The following is a 13,326-nucleotide window of genomic DNA, read 5'->3' as shown; positions in this document are numbered from 1 at the left end:
CTCTCCCCCGACCTGCCGCTTCCCGCGCTCCGCGGCGTCCTGGACGCCCTGGCCCCCGACGCGGTCGAGACGCCGGACGGCCTCGTCCCGCACACCCCGCGCGGCGGGTGCGCCCCCGTCTCCGGGGGCACCGCCGTGCTGATCGCCACCTCCGGCTCGACCGGCGCCCCGAAGTTCGTGGAGCTGACGGCCGCCGCGCTGCGCCACTCCGCCGAGGGCACGCTCGCCCGCATCGGCGCCGCGGCGGGAGACCGGTGGCTGTGCTGCGTGCCCACCAGCCACATCTCCGGCGTGCAGGTCCTCGTCCGCTCCCTCGTCGCCGGGACCGACCCGGTCATCACGCCCCGCTTCGACCCCGGCGCCGTCGCCGCGGCGGAGGGCGCCCACGTCTCGCTGGTGCCCACGCAGCTGCGCCGCCTGCTGGACGCCGGAACCGGCCTGTCCCGGCTCGGCGCGATCATCCTGGGCGGGGCCGCCGCCGCGCCCGGCCTGCTCGCCGAGGCGCGCGGCCGGGGTGCCCGCGTCTTCACCACCTACGGGATGAGCGAGACGTGCGGCGGCTGCGTCTACGACGGGACGCCGCTGCCCGGCATGCGCGCCGCGGTCGGGGACGACGGGCGGATCCGCCTCGCCGGCCCGTCGCTGTTCACCGGCTACCGGCTGCGGCCGGCCGAGACCGCCGAGGCCAGGGACGGCGAGTGGTTCGTCACCCAGGACCTGGGCGTCCTGGAGGACGGCCGGCTGCGCGTCCGCGGCCGGCTGGACGACGTGATCAACACCGGCGGGGAGAAGGTGGTCGCGGGCGAGGTCGCCGCCGTCCTGACCCGCCACCCCGGGGTCCGCGACGCCGTCGTGGTCGGGCGTCCCGACCCCGAATGGGGCGAGCGGGTCACCGCCGTCGTGGTCCCCGCCCCGGGCGCGCCGCGCGCACCGGAGCTCGCGGAGCTGCGGGCCTTCGTCCGCGAGACGATGCCCGCCTGCGCCGCGCCGCGCGAGCTCGAGTTGGTGGAGGCCATCCCGCTGCTCGCGTCCGGCAAACCCGATCGCGCCCGTCTCCGCTCCCCGGCACCGGATGTGGTGGAATGAACCGGGATCGCGGCGAGTTGGACGTCATGTCCACAGCCCGCCGCCTTTACGTAGTAAAATTCGATCCGGATCGCGTCCGCCCGTGTGGAACGGCCCCCTCCGGGCACCGCGGCCTATCGGATCGCGCCTCCACACGCCATGGGCACGCCGCCGCGGGGATCCGGGAACAAGAACCCCGCCGTGCGACGTTCCGTTAAGTGCGTGCGCCACCAGCGAACGACGAACCGCGCCGCACTCACACACCGAAGGGAGGGGGGTGTCCCCATGCCGCGTAGCGCCGTCGAGACCCCGCTCACGGAGTCGGCGGGTCCCGCGCTCGACGACCTCCTGAAGCGTGGCCGCGCCCAAGGGCGCCTCTCGCTCGACGAGGTGAGGGGGGCCTTCGAGACCGCCGGGATCAGCCCGGCCCAGGGGCGCTCCATCCTGCGCGAGCTGTCCGAGGCCGGCATCAGCCTGGCCGGTGAGGCCGACGGCGCCCGCAAGAGGGCCGCCGCCGCCGAGCACGACGGCGGAGACGCCGCCCAGGCCGCGCCGGGCACGGCGCCGTCCGGCACCGGCAGGCGCGCCCCCCGCGGGAACCGCGCCAACGGCAAGGCCGCCGCCCCGGCCGCGAAGACCGCCCGCAAGGCCGCCGCCGCGGACGACAACGCCGACGGCGGGTTCGACGTCACCGAGGTCGAGGCCGCCGGCGAGCCGGCCGATCTGGACGACCAGTCGACCACCATGGGCGACTCCGTCCACACCTACCTCAAGGCCATCGGGCGCCGCCAGCTGCTCACCGCGGAGCAGGAGGTCGACCTCGCCAAGCGCATCGAGGCCGGGCTGTACGCCGAGCACAAGCTGGAGACCGAGGACCTCGCCCCCGACCTCCGCATCGACCTGGAATGGGTCGCCGCCGACGGCCGCCGCGCCAAGGCCCACATGCTGGAGGCCAACCTGCGGCTCGTGGTGTCGGTCGCCAAGAAGTACTCCGACCGCGGCCTGTCGCTGCTGGACGTCGTCCAGGAGGGCAACCTCGGCCTGATCCGCGCCGTGGAGAAGTTCGACTACTCCAAGGGCTACAAGTTCTCCACGTACGCGATGTGGTGGATCCGGCAGGCCATACAGCGCGGCTTCGCCGACTCGGCCCGCACGATCCGGCTGCCCGTCCACGTGCTGGAGATGCTGAGCAAGCTCAGCCGCATCGAGCGCGACATGCACCAGCGGCTGGGCCGCGAGCCCACCCCGGAGGAGCTGGCCATCGAGCTGGACAAGAGCCCCGAGCAGATCCGCGAGCTGCTGCGCACCAGCCGCCAGCCGATCAGCCTGGACTCCACCATCGGCGAGGACGGCGAGACCCGCATCGGCGACCTCATCGAGGACACCGACAGCCCCGAGGCGTCCGAGCTGGTGGACCGGCAGCTGATGGCCGACCAGCTGCGCCGCACCCTCGACATCCTGTCCCCCCGCGAAGCCAAGATCATGGCGATGCGGTTCGGGCTGTACGACGGGACGCCGCGCACCCTGGACGAGATCGGCAAGGCCCTCGGGCTGACCCGCGAGCGGATCCGCCAGCTGGAGAAGGAGTCGCTGTCCAAGCTGCGGCACCCCAGCAACGCCCGCCCCCTGCTGGACTTCGCCGTCTAGGACCGCCCGGGGCGGGGCCCACCGCGCCGGGGACGGCGCTGTCCGGCCGGCGCGGCGGGAGTCGAGGTCAGCCGCCGGTGCCCGTCCGGAGCGGCTCGGCGGGACGCGGGTCGCACGCCAGCCGGTAGCCGCGCTTGACGACGGTCTCCACGATGCCGGGGCGGCCGAGGCCGCGCCGCAGCCGCGCCACCGCCATCTCCACCGCGTGCTCGTCGGCCTGCGGGCGGGCCTCACGCGGCCGCGTCTCCCGCGCCCACCCGTCCCCGGCGCGGGCGCCGCCGGCGACGACCCGGCTCGGCAGGACGCCGCACAGCTCCGCCCGCGACACCACGTGCCCGGGGCGCCACGCCAGCGCCCGCAGGATCGCCATCGGCGCGGGCGCGATCGGGCGGAGCTGGCCGTCCAGGACGACGGCGTGCCCCCGCAGCTCCAGCGCGAACCCGCGCACCGACAGCCGCCGCGCCCGGCGCCTCGGCAGATCCGACGCCAGCGCCCGCACCAGCGCGCCGAGCCTGGCGCGTTCCGGCTGGACGGTCGGGACGCCGCGCGCGGTGAGCGCCTGCGCGGTGACAGGCCCGACGCACGCCGCGACCGCCGGGCCGCGCATCGCCTCCAGCAAGGGCTCCTCGAGCCCGTCCTCGGCGGCCACGGCCAGCGTCGCGGCCACCGCGGGCGCGCTGGTGAACGTGATCGCGTCGACCGTCCCCGCGACGGCCTGCCCCACGAGCCGCCGCAGCGGCGTGGCGTCCTCGGCCGGCGACCACCGGTACACCGGTACCTCGATCACCTCGGCGCCCGCGGCGCGCAGCGCGCCGGTCAGCTCCGGCTGCCGCTCCCCGTACAGCTGGACGGCCACCCGCGCGCCGGCGAGGTCCTCCTCCAGCAGGCGCCGGGTCACCTCGGCGCACTCCTCCGACTCCGGCGACCAGCGCTCCTGCAGGCCCGCCGACCGGATCGCGCCGCGCGCCTTCGGGCCCCGCGCCACGATGCCGCTCCCGGCCAGCCGCGCGACGAGCGCGTCCCGCATCCCCCACCCGTCGGCCGCCTCCAGCCACGCGCGGAACCCGATCCCGGTCGTGACGACGACATGGTCCAGGGGGCCTTCGGCGCACGCTCGGGTGGCCTCCAGCAGCTCGGCGTCGTCGGCGAGCGGGATCAGGCGGATGGCGGGGGCCAGCACGACCCGGGCGCCGCGCCGCTCCAGCAGGGTCGCGAGCTCCTCGTGGCGGCGGGCCGCGGTCACACCGACCGCGAACCCGGCCAGCGGCTCACTGCCGGTGCTCATCGGGGAGCGCCACCTCCACCCGGTCGCCGGCGCGGCGGACCGGGAAGGCCGGCAGCGCCACCCGCGGATCGTCCAGGCACGCCCCGGTCCGCAGGTCGAACACCTGCTTGTACATGGGGGACGCGACGGTCGGGACGCCGTCCCGGGTGCCGAGGATCCCCCGCGACAGCACGTGGGCGCCGCTGAACGGGTCGAGGTTCGACAGCGCGTACAGGGCGCCGTCGAAGACCCGGAAGATCGCCACCTGGGTCCCGTCGACCATCGCGCAGGCGCCGCGCTCGGGAGTCAGCTCGGCGTAGGAGCAGATGTCGAACCAGCGGACCGCGCCGGCCGGGGCCGCCGGCCCGACGTGCCGGCCTCTGGTGATCGTCGCTTCGGGTGTCGTGGTCATCGCGCGGCAACCTCCTGGCGGGTACTGATGGACTGATCCTCCGCAGGGGCCGTTTCGCGCTTGGGTCCCCATTGTCACCGGCGTGTTAAAAGGCGCTCACGCCCTCGGAGGCATGGACTCTCACCGGGCCGGCCCGAGGCGGACGGCGCAGACCTTGAACTCCGGCATGCGCGACACCGGGTCCAGGGCCGGATTGGTGAGCAGGTTCGCGCGGCCCTCCCCCGCCCAGTGGAACGGGATGAAGACGGTGTCGTCGCGGATCGCGTCGCTGAACCGCGCCCGGACGGTCACCGCCCCCCGGCGGCTCTCCACCCGCACCTCGCCGCCGTCCTCGATGCCGAGCCGCGCGGCGAGGTCGGGATGCAGCTCGGCGAACGGCCCCGGCGCCGCCTCGGCGAGCGCCGGGACGCGCCTGGTCTGCGCACCCGACTGGTACTGCGCGAGGACCCGGCCCGTCGTCAGGTACACCGGGTAGCCGGCGTCCACGTCCTCGGCGGGGCCGTGATGCTCGACGGGGACGAACCTCGCCCGCCCGTCCGGCGTGGGGAAACGGTCGAGGTAGGGCCTCGGGGTTCCCGGGTGGTCCTGCGACGGGCAGGGCCAGAACACCCCGCCCTCCGCCTCGATCCGCTCGTAGGTGATGCCGGAGTAGTCGGCGGCGCCGCCCGCGCCGGCGCGGCGCAGCTCCGCGAACACCTCCGCCGGGTCGGTGCTCCACTCCCCCGGCGCCCCGAGCCGCGCGGCGAGCGCGCCGATGATCTCCAGGTCGGTGCGGACGCCGTCCGGCGGCGGGACGGCCCTGCGCCGCCGCAGCACCCGGCCCTCCAGGTTCGTCATCGTCCCGGACTCCTCGGCCCACTGCGCCGCGGGCAGCGCCACGTCCGCGCGCCGCGCCGTCTCCGACGGCACGAAGTCGGCCACCACCAGCAGGTCGAGCGCACCGAGCCGCTCCTCCACCGCCGCGGCGCGGGGCGCCGACACGAGCGGGTTCGACCCGAACACCAGCAGCGCCTTCGGCCCGCCGGGGGTGCCGAGCGCCGACAGCAGCTCCTGCGCCGAGCGCCCGGGACCCGGCAGGGAGTCCGGGTCCACCCCCCACACGCCCGCGACGTGCGCGCGGGCCGCCGGGTCGTCGATCCTCCGGTAGCCGGGGAGCTGGTCGGCCTTCTGCCCGTGCTCGCGCCCGCCCTGCCCGTTGCCCTGCCCCGTCAGGCACCCGTAGCCGGAGCCCGCGCGGCCCGGCAGCCCGAGGGCGAGGGCCAGGTTGATGAACGCGCTCACCGTGTCGGTGCCGCGGGCGTGCTGCTCGGCGCCCCGGCCGGTGAGGACGTGGGCGCGGCCGGCGCGGGCCAGCAGCCGGACGGCCTCGCGCATCAGCGGGACGGGCACGCCGGTGATCCGCTCGACCCGCTCCGGCCAGTACGCGTTCACGGCCGTCCGGACGGCGCCGAACCCGGTGGTGCGGGCGGCGATGTAGTCCCCGTCCGCCCGCCCCTCGGCGATCACCAGGTGCAGCAGGCCGTTGGCGAGGGCGATGTCGGTGCCCGGCGCGGGCTGCAGGTGCAGGTCGGCCTGCCGGGCCGTGGCGGTGCGGCGCGGGTCCACGACGACGAGCGCGCCGCCGCCGGCGCGCATCTCGGTGAGGTGCCGCATGAACGGCGGCATCGTCTCGGCGGGGTTGCCGCCGGCGAGCAGAACGGCGCCGGAGGCAGCCAGGTCCGTCACCGGGCCGGGCAGCCCGCGGTCCATCCCGAGCGCCCGCCCGGACGCCGCCGCGGCCGACGACATGCAGAACCGGCCGTTGTAGTCGATCTGCGACGTGCCGAGCGCCACCCGGGCGAACTTGCCGAGCTGGTAGGCCTTCTCGTTCGTCAGCCCGCCGCCGCCGAACACCGCGACGGCGTCCGGCCCGTGCAGCGCCCCGAGCCGTTCCGCCTCCGCGGCGACGCGGCCGAGCGCCTCGTCCCACGTGCAGGGCTCCAGCGGCGCGTCCCGGCCGCGGCGCATCATCGGCGCGGTCAGCCGGTCCGGGACGGTCAGCAGCTCCGCGGCCGTCCAGCCCTTCTGGCACAGCCCGCCGCGGCCGGCGGGAACGTCGTCGCGCGGCTCCACCCGGACCGTGTCCCGCGCCGCGCCGCCCGCCCCGTCCCGGCTCAGCGTCATGCCGCATTGCAGGGCGCAGTACGGGCAGTGCGTAGGAGTCCCCATCATGCGCCCGAGACTCGACGGGTACCGTTTCGCCCGCGAGTCCCCGGTGTGACTCCGGCGTTAAAAGCCGTTCACGCCGCGCGTTCACCGAGGTCAGGTGCTCCACCGTGCCGCGCGGCCCGCCGGCGGGCGGCCTTGACGGGAGCGTGTCAAGCGTTGTCGACTCCGGTCATGGCCGTTTCGTCGCCATTCACCCGGTTGCCGAACGGATTCGCGGCGACACGGTGATCTTCCGAACGGATGCGGCCCCCGCCCCCGGCCGGACCGGACCGGCCCGTGAAGATCACGCCTAATCTCGGTACATGCCCGACCTTGCTTATTACGCCTCACTGCCGCGCTCCCGCGGCGCCGCGGCGGCGCTCCTCCTGGACGACCTCGGGCGGGTCCTGCTGGTCAAGCCCACCTACAGCGAGGGCTGGTACCTGCCCGGCGGGGTCATCGAGGCCGACGAGTCCCCGCTGTCGGCCTGCGTGCGCGAATGCGAGGAGGAACTCGGCCTCGTCCCCCGCCTGGACGGCCTGGCCTGCGTCGACTGGGGGCCGCCGCGCGCCGACGGCGTCGACTCCGTCAACGTGTTCGTCTTCGGCGGCGCCATCACCGGCGAGGAGATCGACGCGATCCGGCTGCCGCCCGAGGAGCTGTCCGACCACGTCCTCGTGGCGCCCGAGAAGATCCCCGAGCTGGCGCCGCCGCACGTGGCGCGGCGGATGGACCCCAGCCTGCGGGCCATGGCCGACGGCCGCGCCGTCTATCTGGAGGACGGCCGCGAGCAGCCGTTCGGCGCCTCCCCCGGCCCCGCCGCCTAGACCGGCACGCACCTAGACCGGCACGCACCTAGGCCCGCACGCACCTAGGCCGGCACGGCGTCCCTGGCCTGCCGTCCGCGCTCGGGATCGGCGGCGCGGGCGCAGTGCGCGCAGCAGTAGAAGCGGCCGTCCACGTCGATGCCGTGCCCCATGATGCGGCACTGGCAGTTCTCGCAGACGGGCGCCATCCGGGTGATCGCGCACTCGAACGAGTCGAAGGTGTGCACCGCGCCCTGCGCGTGCACCTCGAACGCCATCTCGTAGTCGTTGCCGCAGACCTCGCAGGTCGCCATCGCTCTCGTCTCCGTTCCCCCGCCGCCTCGCGGTCACGTCCTACCCGGACGGGTCCGGGTCATCCCCCGGCCTCACAGCCGGCGGAGACGGGCTGTGCGGCGGAGTTATCACTCCCGTATGGCCGCTCACACAGCGGTGAAACCCCCCGCTCCTACCGTCGTGCCGCCAAGGCGCCCCGCGGACAGGGCGGGCGCCCCGGGGAGAGGGAACCGATGACCGCCACGACCGAGGCCGCCCGCGGGACCCGAGGCCGCACGCCCAAGGGACGCTGGATCCACGACTGGCGGCCCGAGGACCCCGCGTTCTGGTCGGCGGGCGGCGCGCGGATCGCCCGCCGCAACCTCGTGTTCTCGATCTTCTCCGAGCACGTCGGCTTCTCGGTGTGGACGCTGTGGTCGGTGATGGTGCTGTTCCTCGGCCCCGCCTACGGCATCGACCCGGCCGGCAAGTTCACCCTCACCGCCGTCCCGGCGCTGGTGGGGTCCGCGCTGCGGATCCCCTACACCTTCGCCGTCGCCCGGTTCGGCGGCCGCAACTGGACGATCGCCAGCGCTTCGCTGCTGCTCGTCCCCGCGGTCCTCGCCGCGGTCCTCATCGAGCCCGGCGTCTCGTTCACCACGCTGCTGATCCTGGCGGCCGTCGCCGGCGTCGGCGGCGGCAACTTCGCGTCCTCGATGGCCAACATCAACGCGTTCTACCCGCAGCGGCTCAAGGGCTGGGCCCTCGGGATCAACGCCGGCGGCGGCAACCTCGGCGTCGCCGTCGTCCAGCTCGTCGGGCTCCTGGTCCTCGCCACCGCCGGCAAGGACCACCCCGGGCTCGTCGCGGGCGTCTACATCCCGCTCATCGTCCTCGCCGCGCTCGGCGCGGCCCTCTACATGGACAACCTGGCGCAGGCCCGCAACGACCGGCGCGCCATGCGGGACGCCTGCGCGGACGCCCACACCTGGATCATGTCGGTCCTCTACATCGGCACCTTCGGGTCGTTCATCGGGTTCGGGTTCGCGTTCGGGCAGGTGCTGCAGGTCCAGTTCGCGGCCGACTTCGACACCCCGATCAAGGCCGCGTACCTGACGTTCCTCGGCCCGGCGCTCGGGTCCCTCGCCCGGCCCGCCGGCGGGCGGCTCGCCGACCGGCTCGGCGGCGCCGCCGTCACGTTCTGGAACTTCGTCGCGATGGCCGCCTCGGCGAGCCTGGTGCTGGCCGCCTCGCTGCGCGGGTCGCTGGCGCTGTTCCTCACCGGTTTCGTCCTGCTGTTCGTGTTCAGCGGCGTCGGCAACGGCTCCACCTACAAGATGATCCCGGCGATCTTCCGGGCGAAGGCGGAGCTCGCCGTCGCGGACGGGGGCGACCCGGCCGAGGCCGAGCACCGGGCGCGCAGGCTCGCCGGCGCGCTCATCGGCATCGCGGGCGCGGTCGGCGCGTTCGGCGGCGTGCTGGTGAACCTGGCCTTCCGCCAGTCGTTCCTGAGCTACGGCACCGGCGACGGCGCCTACCTCGCGTTCATCGCGTTCTACGCCGTGTGCTGCGCCATCACCTGGGCGGTCTACCTGCGGACCCGCCCGGGGAGGCCGGCGGGCGTCTGACGCCCCGCGCGCCCTGGGCCGGCCTGCCCGCGCGCCTGCTCCGCGTCCGGCCGGGCCCCTCGGCGGGGTCCGGCCACTGCGGCGACCGGCCCGACGACCGCAGGACCGACTCCCACGGGTCCCCCGACGACAGCGGCAGGTGCGGGACGCCCCAGTGCCACGCCGACACCAGCAGGTCGGGATCGCGCGGCTGGTACGGCTCCCCCACGGCGCGGGCCATGTCCCATGCGTGCAGGTGCCACTCCACGCACGCCGCGCCCGCGTGGTCGCCGACCGTGTACTTGGTGCCCCGGTAGATCAGGTGCGTCCGGTCCCACATGTCCGGCATCAGGTCCGCGTACGCGCCCGCCGACACCCCGAACGCCATGATGCGGTCCGGCCCCGGCTCGGGCGGCAGCACCGCCAGCTCCGCCGCGTTCTGCCGCGCCTGCTGCCTGATCAGGACGGCGGCGGGCGCCTCCCGCGCGAACAGCGTCGCCAGCCGGCTGTCGGGCGCGTCCTGGAGGTACTCCAGGAAGTTCTCGGCGACGCACCGCAGGTGCCCGGCCAGGTCGATCAGGCGCCAGTCGGCACAGGGCGTCGGCGCCTCCCAGTCGCCGACCTCGGCCGCCAGCTCCCGGATCGCCAGCGCCCCGTCCTGGTAGGACTCGAGTACGCGGCACCGGTCCGGTGGCGTGCGCTCCACGTGACTTCCCCCCGCGTCCAGAGCACCCTGTGCCCTCTCCGCCGGGACGCGGCCGCGCCGGTCGCCTGTGACGCGACATGCGGTGCGGGGCTCCCCCGGCGTTCCCCGAGAGGGCAGACTCTCAAAGTTCGGTGGCCGGTGCCACCCGGTGACGCTGTGTCGTCACACGTCCGCCGTCACACACCGGGACGGCTCATACGAGCACCGTACTCAGACGAGCACGGTGGGCCGCGTGCGGAAGCTGAGGCGGTGCGCCTCGCGGGCCGTGCGGAGCCGGTCGACCTCGTCGGTCCACGGGCGCACCGCCGCGCGCGCCTTGGCCTTGCGGTAGGCGATCTCCGCGGCCCGCCGCGTCCGGGCGTCCTGCGCGTCCGTCGAGTACACCTTCGTGCCCATCGCGACCCGCTCGGACGCCTCGGCGGCGGCGAGCACCGACGTCATCGCCTTGTCGAACGCGACCGTCAGCTCCCTCAGCCGCGGCTCGGCGGTGCCCGCCCCCTGTGCGTCCCGCAGCGCCCGCTCGGCCTCGCCCGCGGCCCCGAGCCGCTCCTCGTACTCGGCGGCCAGCCGCTGGTCGGCCTCGTACAGCTCGGCGACGTCCTTGCTCACCCGGCGGCCCAGCGGCATGGTGGTACTCCCTCAGCGGTCTTCGGAATCCGGTCCAGGCCAGCGTACGCGGACGGCCGGCGTGTCGTGGCGGCGGACACCCGGCTTCGGCCCTTTACGTAGTAAGGTCCGTACTCATGGTCAGGCAGCCCAGCATCAACGCGCAGCACCGCACGCCGCTGTCCACCGAGCGGATCATCGAGACGGCCCTGCGGATCGTCGACGGCCAGGGCCTCAGCCGGCTCACCATGCGCCGCCTCGGCGACGCGCTGGAGGTCGAGGCGATGGCGATCTACCACCACCTTCCCCGCGGCAAGGAGCAGCTCCTGGACGGCCTCGTCACGCACGTCGCATCGGCGCCCGCCCAGGCGGACGGAGCGGCACCCGGATCATGGCGCGACGTCCTGCGCGCCTGGGCCGCCGCCTACCGGGGGCGCCTGCTGGCGCACGCCGGCGTGCTCCCCCTCGTCGTCACCCGCCGCAACCCCGCCGCGCTCACCACCACGGTCGCGTCGCTGCGCGAGGTCCTGCGCCGCGGCGGCGTCGCGGAGGAGACGGCCGCGGTCGCCGCGCACACCCTCCTCGGCTACGTGATCGGGCACGCCGCCCTGGAGGTGCGCGACACCGGCGAGGACGGCGCGGACCGCGCGGTCGACTGGGACGCCCGCTTCACCGCCGGGCTCGACCTCGTCATCGGCGGCGCCGGGTAGTTCCCGCAGGAGCCGCAGGGGTTTCGCGGCCCGACGGCGTGTCGTCCATCGTCCGTAACGTGCGGCGGAGACGCTGTGCCTGGCACCTCAGGGTGAGACGGGTCACAGGATCCGGTACCCCGGAACGACGGACAACCGTCCCAACGGGCTATGGCCGGGGAACGCGAACCGTTCCACACTTAGGTGCGTCAATTAAGGAAAGCACGACGACCGACAAGTGACCGAGACCGGAGGCACCACGATGTGCCCGCACCAGCCGCCCTGTCCCTCGCACGACGAACCCGACCGCGACGCCGCCCGGACGCTGGCCTCGCACCCCGAGCAGGGGTGGAGCCTGCTGTGCAACGGCGTCGTTCTCTTCGAGGACACCGGTGAGCTGCTGCCCGACGGGGGAGTCATCGCACCGCACCGGCCGACGGACCTGCAGGCTCCGTCCGCCGCCTGAACGGTCTCCACGGGGGACTAGTTCGTACGGATGATCATCCTCGGGGGCACGGCCACCCGCCCGCCGTCTCCGGGCCTTCACCAGGCCCGGAACCGACCCGCCGGACCCACTACACCCGGCCGCCCGCCCGCACCGGACGGGCCGCCCATCTCCGCAGCCACGGCTCCGCCGCCCTCCCGACCGCGGCGGGGTCCCGGCTCAGCTCGTGCCGCTCCCCCGCCAGCACCGCGACGTGCGCCGCGTCCGCGGCGTCCGGAACCCCGAACGGGTCGCGGTCACCGCTGACGACGAGGACCTCCGCCCCCGCCGAGCGCAACTCCTCCACCCGGGTCTTCTCCGGGCTCCGCGGCGGGCGAAGCGGGAACGCCAGCGCCACGACGCCCACCGCCCCCGCGGCCGCCGCCGTCCGGCACGCCACCCGTGCGCCGTTGCTCCGCCCGCCCTGCACGAGCGGGACGTCACCGTACCGTGCCCGCACCGCGCCGACGACCTCCAGCCACGCCTCGTCCTGCTTGGCCGCCGGGCCCGGCGCGCGGCGCCCGGCGAGCCGGAACGGCTGCACGACCCGGGCGACGACGCCGCCGAGACCGAGCGCGGTCTCCCGCACGGCGAGCAGGTCCGGCGCGTCCACTCCCCCGTTGGACCCGTGCGTCAGCACCAGCAGGAACGCCGGCGCGGCGGCCTCGTCCAGCCTCACCCCGGCCGGCCCGTGCGACGTCGCGATCTCCATGGCCTCACCGTAGCCGCCCGGCCGGGCGGTGATTCACTTGGCGGCATGGAGAAGATGACAGAGAGCGAATGGCGGGCCTTCGTCTCCGAGGGCACCCGCACCGGCAAGGCCGCCGTCACCCGCAAGGACGGAGCCCCGCACGTCACACCGGTCTGGTTCGTCCTCGACGGCGACGACGTGCTGTTCAACACCGGCCGCGACACCGTCAAGGGCCGTGTCCTGGCGCGCGACCCGCGCGTCTCCGTCTGCGTGGACGACCAGAAGCCGCCGTACTCCTTCGTGGTGATCCAGGCCGAGGCCTCGCTCATCGAGGACATCGACGAGATGCGCCGCTGGGCCACCGCCATCGGCGGCCGCTACATGGGCGCCGGACGCGCCGAGGAGTTCGGGGAGCGCAACGCCGTCCCCACCGAGTACCTCGTCCGCGCCCGGATCACCAAGGTGATCGCCGAACGCGACCTGGCCGACTGAGGCGGCCGCCGCTCAGGCGTCGGGCCGGTCGGGGACGTGCTCGCCCATGGCCAGGCGGAGGCGCTCGGCGAAGCTCTCGTGCAGCAGCGGCCCCCACGCGTAGTCGCTCGGGACCCGCACCGCCCTCCCGAGGACCTCGTGGGTCTCGCCCGGCCCGCGCTCGGCGGGCGCCTCGGCGTACCGGACGGCGAGCAGGGCGTACATGTGGTCCAGGGCGCCGAACGCCTCGCCGGTGAGGGCCGGGAGCGTCCCGTCCGACACGGCCTGCTCCAGGACCGGCTCCCACCACAGGGCGGCGGGGTCGCCGTCGTCCTCGTCGGCGGCGAAGTCGCGGCGGAGCCGCGCCCGGACCTGCCCCGCGATCCCCGGTTCGGCCAGCCCCCGCCGCCACACCTCG

Annotated in this window: 14 protein-coding genes and 1 pseudogene; 7 read left to right on the top strand and 8 right to left on the bottom strand. The window is 75.1% G+C overall.

Going from position 1 to position 13,326, the window contains the following annotated elements; genetic code table 11:
• Together E1281_RS29050 and E1281_RS29045 are read left to right on the top strand one after the other, a co-directional pair.
• A partial coding sequence (locus E1281_RS29050) for an AMP-binding protein (RefSeq protein ID WP_131882898.1) occupies positions 1–1,086 on the top strand: 1,086 nt, incomplete at its 5' end.
• A 264-nt stretch (positions 1,087–1,350) separates the two neighbouring features.
• The gene (locus tag E1281_RS29045) at positions 1,351–2,712 is read left to right on the top strand and encodes an RNA polymerase sigma factor (protein ID WP_131882897.1); all 1,362 of its coding nucleotides are present in this window, start codon (positions 1,351–1,353) and stop codon (positions 2,710–2,712) included.
• Positions 2,713–2,779: 67 nt separating this feature from the next.
• Here the strand turns inward: E1281_RS29045 and E1281_RS29040 are convergent, their stop codons facing one another.
• From E1281_RS29040 to E1281_RS29030, 3 genes are all read right to left on the bottom strand, one after another.
• The gene (locus tag E1281_RS29040) at positions 2,780–3,997 is read right to left on the bottom strand and encodes a uroporphyrinogen-III synthase (RefSeq protein ID WP_131882896.1); all 1,218 of its coding nucleotides are present in this window, start codon (positions 3,995–3,997) and stop codon (positions 2,780–2,782) included.
• Positions 3,981–4,388, bottom strand: a complete 408-nt coding sequence (gene nirD, locus E1281_RS29035) for a nitrite reductase small subunit NirD (RefSeq protein WP_131882895.1) — start codon at positions 4,386–4,388, stop codon at positions 3,981–3,983. Before nirD ends, E1281_RS29040 begins: the two co-directional genes overlap by 17 nt.
• Before the next feature lie 120 nt (positions 4,389–4,508).
• Positions 4,509–6,596 (bottom strand): molybdopterin-dependent oxidoreductase, encoded by a 2,088-nt coding sequence (locus E1281_RS29030; RefSeq protein WP_131882900.1) that lies wholly within the window; start codon positions 6,594–6,596, stop codon positions 4,509–4,511.
• A 302-nt stretch (positions 6,597–6,898) separates the two neighbouring features.
• Here E1281_RS29030 and E1281_RS29025 point away from each other — a divergent pair, with 302 nt between their 5' ends.
• Complete coding sequence (locus E1281_RS29025) at positions 6,899–7,402, top strand: NUDIX hydrolase (protein ID WP_131882894.1); 504 nt, start codon at positions 6,899–6,901, stop codon at positions 7,400–7,402.
• A gap of 44 nt (positions 7,403–7,446) precedes the next feature.
• Here E1281_RS29025 and E1281_RS29020 read toward each other — a convergent pair whose 3' ends face one another.
• Entirely contained in the window at positions 7,447–7,695 is a 249-nt protein-coding gene (locus tag E1281_RS29020; RefSeq protein ID WP_131882893.1) for a hypothetical protein, read from the bottom strand.
• A 213-nt stretch (positions 7,696–7,908) separates the two neighbouring features.
• Here E1281_RS29020 and E1281_RS29015 point away from each other — a divergent pair, with 213 nt between their 5' ends.
• Positions 7,909–9,282, top strand: coding sequence for a nitrate/nitrite transporter (locus E1281_RS29015; protein WP_131882892.1), 1,374 nt, complete (start codon positions 7,909–7,911; stop codon positions 9,280–9,282).
• Here the strand turns inward: E1281_RS29015 and E1281_RS29010 are convergent.
• Both E1281_RS29010 and E1281_RS29005 read right to left on the bottom strand, forming a co-directional pair.
• On the bottom strand, positions 9,230–9,967 hold the full coding sequence (locus E1281_RS29010) for a maleylpyruvate isomerase N-terminal domain-containing protein (RefSeq protein WP_131882891.1): 738 nt from the start codon (positions 9,965–9,967) through the stop codon (positions 9,230–9,232). The genes E1281_RS29015 and E1281_RS29010 overlap by 53 nt on opposite strands.
• A gap of 210 nt (positions 9,968–10,177) precedes the next feature.
• Positions 10,178–10,594 (bottom strand): plectin, encoded by a 417-nt coding sequence (locus tag E1281_RS29005; RefSeq protein WP_131882890.1) that lies wholly within the window; start codon positions 10,592–10,594, stop codon positions 10,178–10,180.
• A 116-nt stretch (positions 10,595–10,710) separates the two neighbouring features.
• Here E1281_RS29005 and E1281_RS29000 point away from each other — a divergent pair, with 116 nt between their 5' ends.
• Both E1281_RS29000 and E1281_RS28995 read left to right on the top strand, forming a co-directional pair.
• A complete protein-coding gene (locus E1281_RS29000; protein ID WP_131882889.1) occupies positions 10,711–11,283 on the top strand; it encodes a TetR/AcrR family transcriptional regulator C-terminal domain-containing protein in 573 nt (190 codons plus the stop codon).
• A gap of 241 nt (positions 11,284–11,524) precedes the next feature.
• On the top strand, positions 11,525–11,728 hold the full coding sequence (locus E1281_RS28995) for a DUF5999 family protein (protein WP_131882899.1): 204 nt from the start codon (positions 11,525–11,527) through the stop codon (positions 11,726–11,728).
• A gap of 109 nt (positions 11,729–11,837) precedes the next feature.
• On the opposite strand, the gene E1281_RS28990 is transcribed toward E1281_RS28995, so the two are convergent.
• On the bottom strand, positions 11,838–12,458 hold the full coding sequence (locus E1281_RS28990) for an alpha/beta family hydrolase (protein ID WP_131882888.1): 621 nt from the start codon (positions 12,456–12,458) through the stop codon (positions 11,838–11,840).
• Positions 12,459–12,503: 45 nt separating this feature from the next.
• On the opposite strand from E1281_RS28990, the gene E1281_RS28985 reads away from it, so the two are divergent.
• Positions 12,504–12,929, top strand: a complete 426-nt coding sequence (locus E1281_RS28985) for a PPOX class F420-dependent oxidoreductase (protein ID WP_131882887.1) — start codon at positions 12,504–12,506, stop codon at positions 12,927–12,929.
• Between the two features lie 12 nt (positions 12,930–12,941).
• Here the strand turns inward: E1281_RS28985 and E1281_RS28980 are convergent.
• A pseudogene (locus E1281_RS28980) lies at positions 12,942–13,326 on the bottom strand (tetratricopeptide repeat protein); the annotation flags it as partial.

Origin of the sequence: Actinomadura sp. KC345 (genome assembly GCF_004348515.1) — a bacterium.
In the GTDB taxonomy this organism is placed as follows: domain Bacteria; phylum Actinomycetota; class Actinomycetes; order Streptosporangiales; family Streptosporangiaceae; genus Spirillospora.
This window is presented reverse-complemented; position numbering and strand designations above follow the sequence as displayed.